Origin of the sequence: Paractinoplanes brasiliensis (genome assembly GCF_004362215.1) — a bacterium.
GTDB classification, from domain to species: domain Bacteria; phylum Actinomycetota; class Actinomycetes; order Mycobacteriales; family Micromonosporaceae; genus Actinoplanes; species Actinoplanes brasiliensis.
Genome location: NZ_SNWR01000001.1, coordinates 5,495,617 through 5,509,845, shown reverse-complemented (window position 1 = coordinate 5,509,845; position 14,229 = coordinate 5,495,617). Strand labels below are relative to the sequence as shown.

General features: G+C 70.6%; 14 protein-coding genes. 3 read left to right on the top strand and 11 right to left on the bottom strand.

The genetic code is table 11. The features are described from left to right. Positions 1 to 52: 52 nt before the first annotated feature. Complete coding sequence (locus C8E87_RS24990) at positions 53 to 286, bottom strand: PRC-barrel domain-containing protein (RefSeq protein ID WP_239080037.1); 234 nt, start codon at positions 284 to 286, stop codon at positions 53 to 55. Between the two features lie 192 nt (positions 287 to 478). Here C8E87_RS24990 and C8E87_RS24985 point away from each other — a divergent pair, with 192 nt between their 5' ends. Genes C8E87_RS24985 through C8E87_RS24975 form a run of 3 tightly spaced genes read left to right on the top strand, consistent with a single transcriptional unit; the run spans position 479 to position 7,343 of the window. Continuing rightward, a complete protein-coding gene (locus C8E87_RS24985; protein WP_133875339.1) occupies positions 479 to 3,367 on the top strand; it encodes a CHAT domain-containing protein in 2,889 nt (962 codons plus the stop codon). After that, positions 3,364 to 4,767 carry a hypothetical protein gene (locus C8E87_RS24980; protein WP_133875338.1) on the top strand — a complete coding sequence of 468 codons (1,404 nt, stop codon included), beginning with the start codon at positions 3,364 to 3,366 and terminating at the stop codon, positions 4,765 to 4,767. Before C8E87_RS24985 ends, C8E87_RS24980 begins: the two co-directional genes overlap by 4 nt. Further along, positions 4,767 to 7,343 carry a CHAT domain-containing protein gene (locus C8E87_RS24975; RefSeq protein WP_133875337.1) on the top strand — a complete coding sequence of 859 codons (2,577 nt, stop codon included), beginning with the start codon at positions 4,767 to 4,769 and terminating at the stop codon, positions 7,341 to 7,343. The genes C8E87_RS24980 and C8E87_RS24975 overlap by 1 nt, the downstream gene beginning before the upstream one ends. On the opposite strand, the gene C8E87_RS24970 is transcribed toward C8E87_RS24975, so the two are convergent. The 10 genes from C8E87_RS24970 to C8E87_RS24925 all read right to left on the bottom strand — a co-directional run bounded on the left by C8E87_RS24970 (position 7,340) and on the right by C8E87_RS24925 (position 14,220). Next, complete coding sequence (locus tag C8E87_RS24970; RefSeq protein WP_133875336.1) at positions 7,340 to 7,723, bottom strand: hypothetical protein; 384 nt, start codon at positions 7,721 to 7,723, stop codon at positions 7,340 to 7,342. The two genes, C8E87_RS24975 and C8E87_RS24970, sit on opposite strands and share 4 nt — an antisense overlap. After that, positions 7,720 to 7,959 carry a hypothetical protein gene (locus C8E87_RS24965; protein WP_133875335.1) on the bottom strand — a complete coding sequence of 80 codons (240 nt, stop codon included), beginning with the start codon at positions 7,957 to 7,959 and terminating at the stop codon, positions 7,720 to 7,722. Before C8E87_RS24965 ends, C8E87_RS24970 begins: the two co-directional genes overlap by 4 nt. Positions 7,960 to 8,026: 67 nt before the next feature. After that, entirely contained in the window at positions 8,027 to 8,590 is a 564-nt protein-coding gene (locus C8E87_RS24960; protein WP_166661235.1) for an NUDIX hydrolase, read from the bottom strand. Then, a complete protein-coding gene (locus tag C8E87_RS24955) occupies positions 8,587 to 9,315 on the bottom strand; it encodes an NUDIX hydrolase (protein WP_133875333.1) in 729 nt (242 codons plus the stop codon). Before C8E87_RS24955 ends, C8E87_RS24960 begins: the two co-directional genes overlap by 4 nt. A gap of 138 nt (positions 9,316 to 9,453) precedes the next feature. After that, the gene (dhaK, locus tag C8E87_RS24950) at positions 9,454 to 10,449 is read right to left on the bottom strand and encodes a dihydroxyacetone kinase subunit DhaK (protein WP_133875332.1); all 996 of its coding nucleotides are present in this window, start codon (positions 10,447 to 10,449) and stop codon (positions 9,454 to 9,456) included. Beyond that, complete coding sequence (dhaL, locus tag C8E87_RS24945) at positions 10,446 to 11,060, bottom strand: dihydroxyacetone kinase subunit DhaL (protein WP_133875331.1); 615 nt, start codon at positions 11,058 to 11,060, stop codon at positions 10,446 to 10,448. The genes dhaK and dhaL overlap by 4 nt, the downstream gene beginning before the upstream one ends. After that, positions 11,057 to 11,815 (bottom strand): HAD-IA family hydrolase, encoded by a 759-nt coding sequence (locus tag C8E87_RS24940; protein ID WP_133875330.1) that lies wholly within the window; start codon positions 11,813 to 11,815, stop codon positions 11,057 to 11,059. Before C8E87_RS24940 ends, dhaL begins: the two co-directional genes overlap by 4 nt. After that, a complete protein-coding gene (locus C8E87_RS24935) occupies positions 11,812 to 12,672 on the bottom strand; it encodes a class II fructose-bisphosphate aldolase (RefSeq protein ID WP_133875329.1) in 861 nt (286 codons plus the stop codon). Before C8E87_RS24935 ends, C8E87_RS24940 begins: the two co-directional genes overlap by 4 nt. A gap of 19 nt (positions 12,673 to 12,691) precedes the next feature. Further along, positions 12,692 to 13,543 (bottom strand): LuxR C-terminal-related transcriptional regulator, encoded by an 852-nt coding sequence (locus C8E87_RS24930; RefSeq protein ID WP_166661234.1) that lies wholly within the window; start codon positions 13,541 to 13,543, stop codon positions 12,692 to 12,694. Between the two features lie 68 nt (positions 13,544 to 13,611). Next, positions 13,612 to 14,220: a polysaccharide deacetylase family protein gene (locus tag C8E87_RS24925; RefSeq protein ID WP_133875327.1), complete on the bottom strand. Its 609-nt coding sequence runs from the start codon at positions 14,218 to 14,220 to the stop codon at positions 13,612 to 13,614. Between the last annotated feature and the right edge of the window lie 9 nt (positions 14,221 to 14,229).

The window sequence follows — 14,229 nt, the reverse complement described above, 5'->3', positions numbered from 1 at the left end:
AACGTGCCGCGGATTGTGCCATCGGGCACCGACACTTTTCGCCGGGACGCCGCTACCTGGGAAAACCGGGGTAGAAGGACGCGCCGAATCCCAGGATGCCGCCGTGCTCGACGCTCAGGAACCGGGCCTTTTTCTCGTCGGTGTCCACCAACAGGTCGGCCACCGTGCCCACCCTGGTGCCGTCGCTGTCGACGACCGTGCGGCCCCGGACGTCCTGCCCGGGATCGGCAACGGTCTGACCGGTCTCACTCAGCGGCTGCAACGTGCCTGTCGGTTGTGCCGTCACCGCCTCCTCACTCCGAGAGGTGATACCCGCGTCGGGGTCCGCGACACGGCGCCTGCGGATGTCAGACCGATCTGACATCGGCACCGGGCAAGTCGGAACGGGTCGTCCGTCCGGTCGCCCGGCACGCCGGAAAACCCGGTGGTCCTCGTCGCGATCGCTCAACACAATGGATTCCCGGCGATCAGGAGAACGATGGACACACCGCGCGCATTGCCGGCCCCCTGGCTGGGCGGGACGCCCGACCTCGACATCGAAGCCCTGCTCCGGCAGCTGGACGCCGACCGGTCCACTGGCGACCGGCGCGACTTGGCCCTGGTTCTGCGGTACGCCGCAGGCCGGCTGGCCGACGCCGAGTCCAAGATCCTTTTCGCTCGGTTGCCGGAGCATCTGCTCCGCGCTCAGCTCGTGCTCGACATCGCGATCGAGTGGAGGATCCCCACGGTGGAGCGCTGGGCGGTGGCCTGGCTGGAGGCGATCGGCCGCCCGTACCTGCGTACCCGCTGGTCCTCGCGGTCGCGCGACGGCCGCGAGCGCCGCGACAGGCGCACCCGGGACGGCGACGTCACCGCGGTGGGCCGTTACGGGGAGGGCGCCGTGTTCGGCACCGCGCGGGGCGTGATCGCGTCGTGGTCGGCCGACGGTGAGATCCGCACTCTGGCTTGCATGCCCGACGGCGCCCAGGTGCTGGCCCTGGCTTCGGACGGCGATCGAGTGGTGGCAGTCGGCGAGCACTGTGCCGTGATGACGGCTGGCTGGCCCGCTGGACCGTCCTCCCCGGAACGCCGGGCCAACCTGGTCGCCGTCGCCGTGGCCGACGGCGTGGTGGGCTGCGGAGACGAGGAGGGGATGATCCGCCGGTGGCACGGCGGTTCCGGCTGGTCGAAGCCGATTGCGGGCCACGGCGCCGGACGGGTGGTCGCGGTGACCCTGCGGGTCGGCGCCGTCGTCGCGGTGTGGGAGGACGGCTCGGTCGCGGCTCTCGACGAGAAGCGGGGAGCATGGGTTCCGGAAGCCTCGCTGGGTGGACCGGTGTCGGCTGCCGCTTGGGACGACGCCGGTGAGCGGCTGGCGTACATCCGGACCGGCGAGCGGCTGATCCGGGTCGACGGCAGGCCGATCCGCAGCCAGCCGGGGCCGCGTCTGCTCGCCTGGTCGGCGGACGGCCGACTGGCCTCGAGCGGGACGAATCACCGGATCGCGGTCGGGCCGGTGGACGGTCCGCTCGGACGGCTGGGCACTGAGGAACGCACCGACGCCATGGTCTTCGTCGGCCGGTCGTCGCTGGTCACGGCACACCGCGATCACCTGGTGCAATGGGATCTCGCGCTCTCCGGCAGCGAAGACCCGGCGCTGGTCAACGATCCGGTCTCGGCGATAGGCCTGAGCGGGGCCGATCCGGGCGGCGCGGCCATCGGCACCGAGAGCGGCCGGTTGATCGTTCACCTGGGCGACGGCACCGCGTCCACGGCCACCGAGACGAGGGTGCCGCCGACGATCAAGGGAATCGCTCCGTACGGCCGGGGGTGGCTGGTGGCCACGAGCCGAGGCGCCTACGAGTGGAACCCCGGCACACCGCCACGGCAGTTCGCGGCCGGGCTGTGCAACGCCGTCGTCACCCGGCTGGGACGCCCGGTGTACGCGAGAGGACCGGACGTTCGCTACGCCGACGGCCCACGGGTGACGCGGATGCCGGCCACGATTGCGCGGTTGCGCGCCGCCCCGGACGGCACCCTGGCCGTCCAGGACGTCACCGGCGATCTGCGGATCATTACGGAGGACGGCCGGGAACGGGACATGGCCGCCGGGGCCGACGAGCTGATCGCCGCCGTTCCCGGCGGCGCGCTGGCCCTTCGCCGGCAGCCCGAGACGGAGATCGTCCATTGGCCCGCTCCGCACCGGCCGGCGCGCCTGTCGGCCGAACCGCAGCAGCTCGTGCCCTGGGGAACCGGTGAGTTCGTGGGCGCCTACGAGCGGGGCACCGCCGTGATCCACGCCAGCCCTGACGGTGTCACCGTCGTCGCCGCCTCCCTGTCCACGTCACGGCAGGTGGCGGCGTACGGCAACCACCTCGTCGCCGCCGACGGGATCCGGCGTACCGGCTACGAGCTGCGCCGGCCCGGCCGCGACAGCGGTGACGGCCGGGTGTTGCTCACCGCCTCCACCGACGGCGACGCCGCCGTGGTGCGGGTAGCCGGTGGTTTGCCGGTCCGGCTCGACCCGGCGGTCGTCCGTACCCTGCGCGAGCGGGCCGGTCAGGACACGCTACAGGCTCAATCGGAGGCGGTCGGCCTCGCCGGCGATCTCGGTGATGCACTGTGGTCGGCCGGTCTCGCGGCCGAATTCGACCGGGCCCGTGGCGACGATCCCGAGCGGCCGGTCCGGCTCCAGCTGGAGTTCGCCGACGGTGCCCCGGACTGGCTGGCCGACCTGCCGTGGGAGCTGCTGCACCGCCAGTACGCGCCGCTGATGTGGTTCGCCGAACCCCCGGCGACCCTGGTCCGCGTGGTGCCGCACGAGGCTGCGCCGATTCCCGCCCCCGCGACGCCGAGGCTGCTGGTGATGCGGGACAGCGACCGGGCCCTCGACCCGGTCGGCCGGGCGTACGAGGACATCAGGCGGCGCACCCGCTCGACGACCATCCGGCTCGTCCACGGCGCGCCGGTGCGATACCCCGACGACGCCCAGGCCGACCTGGTGCATCTCTGGGCCCACGCCCGGCCCGACGGCGTACGGATCGGCGGTGTGCTTCACAGCAACGACGCGGTCGCGGACACTTTGGCTGCTCAGGGCCCACGGCTGGTGGTGCTGGTCGGATGCTCGTCCGCCGCCCTGGCCCGGCTGCTGGTCACCCGCGGGGTGGAAGCGGTGGTCGGCATGCGCGCGAAGGTATACAACCGGACTGTCGTACCCCTGGTGGAGGGTCTGACCACGGCCGTCGTACGGGGGGAGCCCGTCGACCGGGCGTTCGCCGCGGCCCTCCGGCAGTACGTTCTGACCGGGCAGCCAGGAGCCGCGGCCGTCCCGGTGCTCTATCTGCGGGCCGGTTCATCCGGCGTCATCTTCGGAGGAGAACCACAGTGAACGAACATCTCACGTTTCACGAGTCCTTCGACTCGACCCGGGCCACCGCCGACGACAACGAGACACACCCCAACCTCACGCAGGGCCAGATCGAAGCGGTGGTGAGCCTGCTGCTCGGCCGATCCCTATCGGTGAACAACACGTACGGCTTCGACTCGCGCACCTTTCTGGAACTGGCCGACGTGGTGCTCAGCACCCGCGCGCAGGTCCTCGCGGCGACCCGGCGAGGGGCGGCCGTCGAGGAGCTCACCGCGGCCCGGCCCTTCGTGCTTCACCGGTTCAGGCAGCCGACCTTCCTGGCCGCTTGCGCCGATCAGCTCAACCGGACCCGGGAGCGGTTCGGCTCGGGCCTGTTCCGGCTCTCGGCCTGGAGCGAGATCAACGAGGACACTCGCGCCCGCAACCAGCTCGCCGAATTTCTTCTGCACATCGACCGCGGCGCCGTGTCCACGATCCCCGACTGGCTGGTGGAAACCCATCCGGCGCTCGGCCCCCGACTGGAGGCGCTGTTGCGGTTGAATTCCTTCTTCGCGTTGCCGGGGTCCGATCGTGACGCCCGGGTGCCGCGCATCTCGGAGCAAGGCTACGTCGAGCATCTGCTCGAGGTGGCCGACGACGAGACCCGCTTCCACGCCATCGCGGCCGAACATCAGTGCCCGGTCCCGCTCGCCGACACGGTGCTGAGCAGTATTCGGGAACGGGTGGCCGAGGCGGGGACGGCCGGGGTGCGGCGGGCCTGGATCCACGACGTTGTCGGCGCCACCGAGAGGGACGATCCCGCGTTGTTCGCATGGCAGCAGCTCCAGGAGTTCCAGGACACCATCTACAACGCGGTGATGGCCGACTCGGCCTTTTCCCAGTTCGACTACATGTCGTCGACGCCCCGCACCGACGCCCGTGACGAACTCAAGCACGTCAACGCCCTCGCCGTCGGCATCATCCGAGACCGGATCCGCCGCGACCAGGCAGTCCCGGAGTCAGCGCAAAGGGCAGGCGACCGGATGAGTGGTCTGCTGTCGGCCGCCTCCGTGCTGCCGCACGTGCCCAGACAATCGCTGTCCGCGCTCTTCCGTGCCTATTGGGAGCTGCAGGCCGACGAGGACCGGCTGCCGGCCTGGCAGGCGTCCACACGGCAGCTGAACGAGATCCTCAACGCGCCGGCCCGCAACGACAACCGCCTGCGCACAGCCTGGGCCGACCATCTGCGGCTACTCACCGAGATGCTGCCCGACGTCGTCGACGCCGATGACGAGGAGCTGTGCATCGCCACGTACGACGGCAACGGGTTCGCACAGGAGGTGCGGCTCGGGCAGTTCAGCGCCGCCGAAATCGACCGGTCCTTCTCCTCGGGCGAACACCTCGCGAAGGACTTCCTGCGTGACCTGGCCCGGTCCGCCTGATGTACGACTTGTTCACCATCGTCTCCCGCGGGCTCGAGCCGTCCCTTCTGCCCTGGCTGGCCCGCAACGCCGCCACGTCCGACTGGCCCCAGGTGATGCTCGCGGCGGCCCGGTTCGGCGGACTCGAACCGGGCGAGGCGTGGCCGGCCATCGGCATGGCGGTCGACGAGATCGCGATCGCCCGTGGTCTGACCCGGCCGACGTTGCCGGCGCTGCCGGCCCGGCCCGGCGTGATGCTCCACAACCCCGCCACCCTGTTCGAGGAGGAGGTCGCCTGGCTGTTGCCGCAGATTCCGGCCGGGCAGGTCGCCGGGCTCCCCCGCATCGCGCTGGGCGAGATCGAACAAGCCTTGCTGTCCGGCCGGGACTGGTACGCCGCCCTTTTGATCAGCCATCTCGCCCCGGTTCTGGGCTCTCTTCGCGAGCGGGTCCGAAGCCTGGCAGTTCGGCACGGGAACGACTACTGGCGGGCCTACCTCATCGCGCTGGCCGCCCTGGAGACGCCGGCCGATTCCGCGGCCGCCGAAGTGGACCGGTCGCACCCGGCCGTCCCCGCCCTCGACCGTCTGGCCCAGGGCCTGCCCGCCGACCAGCTCGAACCGCTGTGCCGGCAACTGCTGGCCGTCCTGCTCGACCCCGACTCCCGAACGGCTGTCGCACGCGAGTTGCGCGCGACCAAGTCCAGCTCGCTCGAACGCTTCACCCCGGTCGAGCCGCTCGACGCCAGGGAAGGGCCCGCGCTCTGGGTGAACAACGGCATCGCCGACCCGCTGACCCGCCGGCCGCACTCACCTCACCAGAGTTTGAGCACCGATACCGCGTATCTGTTCTGGTTCGAGATCGGCGACGCGCCTGACCCCCTCTCGGCCGAGCGCGAGCCCGCCGAGTTGGAGCTGCCCGACGACGTCACCGCGGGTGCGGTCCTGCAGGTCACGTTGACCGGCGGGCCCGGCGACCTCGTGGTCGAGACCGGCCGGGAGACCGGCGAGTTGATCGTCGGGGCCGACGGGCGGGTGCGGGTGGCGCGGCAGCCCGACGGTTCGGCCTCCGGCGGATCACGGCTGTACTTCCCGATCCGTGCCCCGGCCGGGACCGGGCGGCGCCAACTGCGCTGCAGCCTGCTCCACAAGGGCCGCAACCTGCAGTCCCGCGTCGTGACCACGATGGTGGACGAGGCCGAGCAGGTGCGGGCGTGGGCAGTTGAGACCACTGTGGACTTCCTGTCGGGCCAGTCGCTCGGCGCCGAGGCCCTGGCCGCGATGGAGCCGATCGACCTCTCGATCCTGGTCGACGATCGGAGGCCGCCCGGCGACCTGACCGGGTTGGTCGTCGCCCAGGGGGTCGAGGTCGCCGCGGTCTCGATGCCGGTGGACGCGCTGCAGCAGCAGGTCGAGCGCGCCCGGTACGCGCTGCGCCGGGTCTCCCACAACGACGTGAAGCTTCCCCAACCCGGCCAGTTCCGCTACGACGACTACGACGGCGCACCCAAGGCCGACCCGGAGGCCTTTCGCCGTGACCTGGAACTGCTGGCTCTTCGCGGCTCCGATGCCTGGGTCGAGTTGGGCGGCCACATCGCCATGACGTTCGAGCAGACCGGCCGGGCGCATCTGCTTTCGGAGCCCGGCCCGCCCGGCTACGAAAAGGTCGCGGTCTGGCGGCTGTCGGCCTGGCTCCGCCGGCCGCGGGTCATCGAAATGGCCAACACCGCCGACCTCCGCATCCTCATCCCGGCCACCATGATCTACGACCGCCCGCTGGCCTTCCGGGCCAAGTTCCGCATCTGCGACACCTTCCTGAACGCCCAGGCCGGCCCGGCCGAGCTGTCGGCGGTGGAGTGTTTCCGCGGGAACTGCCCCCACTGGGACGACGACACAGTGATCTGCCCCAGCGGGTTCTGGGGTTTCCGGCATCTGCTCGGCTCACCGCAGTCGGTCGGTCAGATCGCGGGGGCCGACGCCAGCCGTGACGTGTCGGCCCGGGGGCCGAGCATCACGCATTCCGGACGCCCGCGCTGCGCCGTGGGCCGGGCCGCCGACTTCGGACGCGAACACCCGCACTGGGTGAGCGGGCTGGGTGACGGATCGCTCCCCGTTCGCACCGACGCCGCGAGCCTCCTCGACGACCTGCGCCGCGATCCCGAGCCGCACCTGGTCTACTTCTACTGCCACGGCGACTTCTCCGACGGCATGCCGGTGCTCCAGTTCGACGAGGCCGGCGACGACGTGCTGGCCGCCACCGACGTGGCCGGCCGGGTGCGGTGGCTGGAGAGCCAGCCGCTGGTCTTCCTCAATGCCTGCCGGTCGATCGCCACCCAGCCCGAGCATGCGTCCAGCTTCATCGAGGCGCTGATCCGGCGCGCCGGCGCCTCGGGCATGGTCGGCACCGAGATCATCACCTACGAGCGGCTGGCCGCGGACTTCGCGGAGCAGGTGCTCACCGAGTTCGTCGAGCGCCGGCGCCCGATCGGCGAGGCGATGCGGACGGCCCGCCTGCGCCTGCTGACGCGCGGCAATCCGCTCGGCCTCATCTACACCGCCTACGCCCCGCCCCACCTGACCATGCGAAGCGTTGCCTAGCGCGGGTTGCGCGGGTTTTCGTCGTCATTTCCCCGGCCGGACATGCCCCGGGAAGGACGCTGATCGTCCGGCCCCATCTCGCCATCGGCGTATGTCGGACGCCGTCCGTCCAGGAACCAGGCGAGCGTGAAGCGCTTGTTGATCATGACAAAGAGCAGCAGGAGAAGGAAGTACGCGAAGAAGCCGACGGCCAGGCCGATGCCGTACGCCCCGAACAGCACCGTGTCGGACGGGAACAACTCCAGCACCGCGGCGCCGCCGATCGCGCCCAGGATGCTCGCCACGTCGGCCAGTTTGATCTCGGTGCGGTAGCGGTTCACGAAGTAGGTGAACCAGCCGATCACCGCCCCGAAGAAGAAGGCACCCCATTCCGCGCTCATCCCGGTGTCTCCCTTTCGACGGACCGGCGGACAGCCCACCGGAAGACCGCGTGGGCCGCCATCCCGGCGACCAGTCCGGCCGCAACACGCGGCGCGACCGCTACCCCGGCCACGTAGGCCGGCACGGCGGTGATCAACAGCGCGACCATCGCCACCACCACGGCCGAGGGCCGGCCCGCGGCGAGCAGCCACCAGCCGGCCACGAGTCCGAAGGCGACTCCGCCGACGATCACCACAGTCGCGCACTGTAGTGGACCGGACGCATCACGCGCACCTACGCGTCGGGGATCCGACTGCCGGGCCTCAGCCGAGCAGCCCGCGAGCCGTGGCCTGAGTAAGCGCGGACAGGGTGAAGGCGTCGGTGATCCGGCCGTCGACGATCTCCGCGTAGAGCTCGGGCAGACCGATCCAGCGCACCATCGCGATCTCGGCCGAGTCCACCGGCGCGGCCACCTCGGCGTCGAACTCGGCCAGGTACAGGTGCACCCGGGCCGCCAGCAGGCCGGAGTTGGGTGTCACGATGCCCAGCGGCACCAACTCGCGCGGCAGCCCACCGAGTTCCTCCGCCAGCTCTTCACGCGCCGTGTGCTCGGGGTCGCCGGAGTGGGCGAAACCCCGGGGAATGCCCCATTCCCAGTCGCCCGTCGGATAGCGGTCGTTGAGCACGAGTGCGTACTGGCCACGGCACCGGGCCAGCACGGCGGCGCCGGGCTTGCCCTCACGTTCGACGATCCTCAGAAACTGGGCCGGGAAGGCCCCGGCGATCAAGACGTCGTCGTTGTAGACGGCGATGAATTCGTTCTGGAATACCTTGTGCTCGGCGGTCCGGCGGGTGCGCGGCAGAGAGGACGGCACTTCGAGGGTCACCAGACACCTCGCGCCACGGCCATGGCGAAGGCCGCCAGCGTGTACGAGTCGGTCAGCTCACCGGAGACGACCATCTTCTCCACTTCCTCTCGTGTGACCAGCTGAATACCGTCGATACCCTCGACGAACGCCTCCGACGTGCTGTCCACGGGCATCTCCGTGCTGTCCAGCCGGGCCAGGTAGATCTCGTCGAAGCCGTCGTCGAGGGTCATCCGCCCGAGCAGTTCCACCCCGCCGACCAGGACGCCGAGCTCCTCGCTCAGCTCCCGTCCGGCCGTCGCCGCTCCGTCCTCCCCGGGGTCGGCGAAGCCACGCGGAATCTCCCACTGCCAGTCGCGCAAGCCGTGGCGAAAATGCCGGGTCAGAACGGCCCGGCCGTCCGGCAGCAGCGGCAGGATCGCCGCCCCCGCCGCGTTGACGAGCGGTAGCACCCGGATGTAGGGACCCAACCGACCGTCGCGTTTGCGCACGGCGTCGCGCAGGGCGATCACGTACGAGTCCTCGTAGATCACACCGATGTCGCCGTACTCCTCCGGTTTGCCCTCCGCCCGCAGCCGGGCTGCGCACTCGTCGGCGACCGTGGTCTGGCTCTCGGCGTCGAACAAGATCTCGAAGGGTGCCCCCGGCGGGTTGATGAACAGGTCGGGTCGCTCGGCCCTCAGTTCGTCGTAGCGAGCGATGCGTTGCGCACGCCGACGTTCTGTCGCGCGTGGTTCCGAGCTCACGGAGCCTCCCCCGGGACGGCCGACTGATCCGCTCAGTCTGCCGGGACCGGCCCGGACGGCGGAAGTCCCGGGTCGGACACCGGACGAACTACCCCGTGATGTTGTCCCAGCAGACCCCTCCGCCGGCTGGCACTGCCGTCAGAACACCCGTACGGCGGCCTCCGCCGGTGCGGTGAGAAGGCCCTCGATCTCGTCGTCGAGGCGGACCAGGGTCAGCGACGCGCCCGCCATGTCGAGGGAGGTGCAGTACTCGCCGACGTAGCTGCGGCCGACCGTGATGCCCTGGGCGGCCAGGCGCTGGTGGGCCCGCCGGTACAGGATGTAGAGCTCGCTGATCGGCGTGCCGCCCAGCCCGTTGATCATCAGGGCGACGCGGTCGCCGGAGGCGTACGGCAGGTCGGGCACCACGGCGTCGAGCAGGTCGTCGACGATCTGGTCGGCCGAGGCCAGCGGGCGGCGCTCGCGGCCGGGTTCGCCGTGGATGCCGACGCCGAACTCCATCTCGTCAGCGCCCAGTTCGAACAGCGGGGACCCCTTGGCCGGTGGCGTGCACGCGGTGAGCGCGACCCCCATCGTACGGGTGACGTCGTTGACCTTGCGGCCGATGCGGAGCAGCTCGTCGAGGTCGGCGCCCTGCTCGGAGGCCGCCCCGACCGCCTTGATGACGAAGAAGTTGCCGGCCACGCCACGCCGGCCGACCGTGTAGAGCGAGTCCTGCACGGCGACGTCGTCGTTGACGGTCAGGATCTCGCACCGGATCCCGTCGGCGTCGGCCATCTCCTTGCCCATGTCGAACGCCATCCGGTCGCCGGTGTAGTTGTTGACCAGCAGCAGGACGCCCTTGGGGGAGGCGAGCAGTTTCGCCGTCTCGTAGACGTAGTCCATCGGCGGGGCCGCGAACACGTCGCCGGGGCAGGCCGCGTCGAGCATGCCCTTGCCCACCACCATCACGTGCGCGGGTTCGTGCCCGGAACCGGAGCCCTGCACGATCGAGACCTTGTTCTGGTCGGGCGCGCCGGCCCGCATGATCAGGTTGTAGGCGGGGACGTATTTGAGGGTGTCCGGGTTGGCGAGGGCGATCCCCTCGAGCATCTCCGGTACGAAACTCTTGGGATCGTTGACGAACTTTTTCACGACGCCGCTCCTTTTCCAGGCCAGGTCTCGCTGATCCGTTCGGCGATGACCGCCACGGCCATCGCTCCGGCGTCGACCGATCCCCTGCTGCGTTCGCCGGTGTACGCAGCACGTCCCCGCTTGGCGACCATCTCGCCGGTGGCGTCGGCCGCCTTGCGCGCCACCGCCGCGGCCTGCGCCAAAGAACCTCCCGACAGAGCGTCGGTGAACGGCACCAGCGCGTCCAGCAGCGTCTTGTCGCCCACGTCGGACTGCCCGCGTGCCTTGATGCCCTCGATCGCGGCGCGCAGCATCGCGACGACCTGGTCGTTCGTGAGTTCGGCCGAGTCTCCCGCGGCGCCGCCGGCCCGGATGAACGCCGTGCCCCACAACGGTCCCGAGGTGCCGCCGATCCGCGAGGCGATGACCATCCCCGTACGTTTGAGGAAGGTCCCCGGGTTGCTGCGGTCCAGCTCGTCCCAGCCCTCCAGCAGCTTCTCGAACCCGCGGGCCAGCGAGTACCCGAAGTCGCCGTCGCCGACGACCGAGTCCAGGTCGCCGAAGTACTTCTCGTTCTCGATCGCGGTCTCGGCGATGGTGCGGACCACCAGTTCCGTGCTCGCCAGGCTCATCGGGGCTCCTCCAGACAGGCACGCAGGTCGTCGAGTGTCAGATAGTCGCCGGGCCGGGCGGCGCCGCGGTTGGCCAGCACCTCGATCGGCGGCCGGCCGGGGTCGCCCAGTTCGGAGACGACCAGCACCGCCTCGTCGAAGTTCTCGTCGCGGGTGTAGTCGTTGACGGTGACCAGGCAGCGCAGCCCGGCGCCGGTCGCGGCCAGCAGCCCGTTGCGCGAGTCCTCGACCACCAGCGTGTCCGCGCGGTCCAGCCCGAGCCGCTCGACGGTCAGGGCATAGATGGCCGGGTCGGGTTTCTTGGCCGGGACCACGTCGCCGGCGAAGACCGGGATCGTGGTGGGGCCGACCGCCGTTTCCAGCACCGCCCGCACCGATTCCTCGGCCGAGGTCGACGCGACGGCCACCGTCCAGCCGGCGTCGAGGGCGGCGTGGACGATCCGCGCGATGCCCGGCCGCGGCGGGACACGTCCGTCCGCGACGAGCTGCTTGAACGCGGCCGTCTTCGCCTTGTGCCAGGTGAGCAGCAGTTCCGTACGGTCGGCATCTCCCACCGCCGCGGCGAAGGCCGGGTCGGCGAACAGGCTCGCCATCCGTTCCTTGCCCCCGCCGATCTTCAGCTTTTCGCCGTACTCCTGCTCGGTCCAGCGCACCGGCAGCCCGAAGCGCTCGAAGGTGGCGTTGAAGGCGGGCAGGTGGCCGTGGCGTTCGGTGTCGGCCAGCACACCGTCGCAGTCGAAGATCAGCGCGGTCACCAGGCCTTCCCCGATCCCCCGAAGAGCCGGATGTGCCGCCTGGCCATGTCGGCCACGGCCGTCCGCTGCTCCCGGAACAGCGTCGGCGGGTCCCACTTGCTCTTCTGCTCGGCCGCGCGCAGCGACTCGAGGCTCGACCGCAGGTAGCTCTCCTTGAGCGCCGTCGAGATGTTGACCTTGGCGCAGCCGCGGGTGATGAGGTCGGTGAACTGCTCGTCGGCCAGGCCGGTGCCGCCGTGCAGGGCCATCGGGATGCCGGTCGCCGCCACCAGGTCACTCACCCGCTGCGCGTTCAGCGTGGGCGCCTGCTTGTACTGCCCGTGCGCGTTGCCGATGGCCGGGGCGAAACAATCCACCCCCGTACGCTTGATGAAGTCGACGGCAACCTCCAGCGACTGGATCTTCGAGGCCTCGTCCGAGCCCAGGTCGTCCTCGACCCCTTGGATGCCCTCGATCTCGCCCTCGACGTGGGCGCCGTGCTTCCGCGCCTCCGCCACCACCTCGGTCGTCTGCTCGAGGTTGTCGGCGACGGCCAGCTCGTGAGCGTCGAACAGCACCGAGTTCCAGCCTTCGGCAAGACAGTCCGAGATCACCGTACGGTCGGGGCAGTGGTCCAGGTGCAAAGTGACCGGCACGTCGACGTCGCGTACGAGGGCGTCGAAAATGCCCTTGAGCTGCGAAGTTCCGTACTGTTTCACGGTCTTGACGGAAGTTTGCAGGATGACCGGGGCCCGTTCCTCGACGGCCGCCGCCAGGACGGCCTCGATGCTCAGGTCGTTGACGATGTTGAAGGCGGCCACCCCGTACCGGCCGGCGAGCGCACGGTCGAGGATCTCCTTCATGGACACGACGGGCATGCGACAAGTGAAACCGCGATCATCCGTACGCGGTATGGGGTGTTTCCCCCAGGCCCAGCCAGCCCTGGTCGAGGGCCGTCACGACCGCCTCGGTCCGGTTCGACGTGCCGGTCTTCCGCATGATCGCGCCGACGTGTTTCTCGACGGTCTTGGGTGAGAGCCCGAGCCGGACCGCGATCTCACGATAGGTGAGCCCGGTGCGCATGAGCCCCAGGACATCAGCCTCACGGACGGTCAGCGCCGGGCCCTCACGCCCTGTCAACGGCAGGCCCCTGCGCCTCGTCGACGCCGGGTCCTCGCTCATCGCCGGCAGCTTCGGCTCGTCCCCGGTCGGCACGCGTGCTCCGCGTGGACGCGCTGGCGACCGCCGGCCCGCAGGCGACGACGGCTCGGTGGCGATCAGCGGCTCGATCTCTCCGCCGGGAAGCCCGTCGGGCCGCACGATCGCCGCCGCCATCGTCTGCGTCAGGATCTCGAGGTCGTCGATCTCACGCGCAGTGAACAGCCCGGCCCGCGGCGCGAACGTCACGCTGACCGCGATCACATCCCCGCGCCACCAGATCGGCACCGCCGCGGCAGGCCCCCGCCGCACCGGATCGGACCCGGCCAGATGCCCCGCTCGCAACCGCCCGTACTCGGCAATGACCACCGGCCGCCGCCGGCTGAAGGCCCACCCGGTCGCCCCCTCGTCCAGCGGAAACGTGTCGCCGAGCCGGCACAACGCCCCGTACTCGGCAGCCTTGGTGTACCGCCCCGCCCCGGCGTCGACCAGCGACACGCTGCCCGCCGCCGACCCGGTCAGCCGCGCGGTGTGCCGCAAAACTCTCCGCAGCTCGGACGCCAGGCGGAGGTCGCGGTAGACCTCAGCCACCGCTTCGCCGGCCGGGAACAAGGCATCTATGCGGCCACGGTAACTCCGCCCGGCCGGGGAAGCCACACTCAGTCGACCAGGACCGACACGGTCACGGCGCGCAGATCGACCGCGGTGAGCAACTCGTCGGTGGCCGCCACCACTCCGCGGCGTTCGCTCGTGCCCTCGTGCAGCACCACGATCGACCCCGGCCGGATCTCGTCCTTGTCCGCCGTCACCACAGTCCCCAGCACCGCCCGCAACCCCTGCTCGCCCGCGGTCCGCAGCATGCGCGGCGTGAAGAACCCGGCCCCCGGGCGAAACCACCTGATTTCCCCGTACGGGCTGAGCAAGGCGCTCGTCTCGGCCAGCTCCCGCGCGAACCGCTCATCGGGCGCCAGCACCGACCGCTCGTCCCGCATCAGGTGGTTCCCCAGCTCATGCCCCTCGGCGGCGATCCGCTCGACCAGCCCGGGATGCGTCCGCACACGCTCGCCGATCAGAAAGAAGGTGGCCTTCGCTCCGTGCTCGCGCAACACATCGAGCAACCCCGGCGTCGTCTCCGGATGCGGCCCGTCATCGAACGTCAACGCGAACACGGGTTCCCGGGTGTCCACAAACCACAGCACGTCACCGGGAACGGCACGCGACAGGAGCCGGACGGCCGGCTCCCGCCACCGCAGGAAAGCGTTACCCATGAACCATCG

Coding starts and splice junctions, on each gene's coding strand:
- C8E87_RS24970 (WP_133875336.1), bottom strand. CDS start 7,723: ATGAGCGCGGAATGGGGTGCCTTCTTCTTCGGGGCGGTGATCGGCTGG.
- C8E87_RS24925 (WP_133875327.1), bottom strand. CDS start 14,220: ATGGGTAACGCTTTCCTGCGGTGGCGGGAGCCGGCCGTCCGGCTCCTG.
- C8E87_RS24985 (WP_133875339.1), top strand. CDS start 479: ATGGACACACCGCGCGCATTGCCGGCCCCCTGGCTGGGCGGGACGCCC.
- C8E87_RS24975 (WP_133875337.1), top strand. CDS start 4,767: ATGTACGACTTGTTCACCATCGTCTCCCGCGGGCTCGAGCCGTCCCTT.
- dhaL (WP_133875331.1), bottom strand. CDS start 11,060: ATGAGCCTGGCGAGCACGGAACTGGTGGTCCGCACCATCGCCGAGACC.
- C8E87_RS24935 (WP_133875329.1), bottom strand. CDS start 12,672: ATGCCCGTCGTGTCCATGAAGGAGATCCTCGACCGTGCGCTCGCCGGC.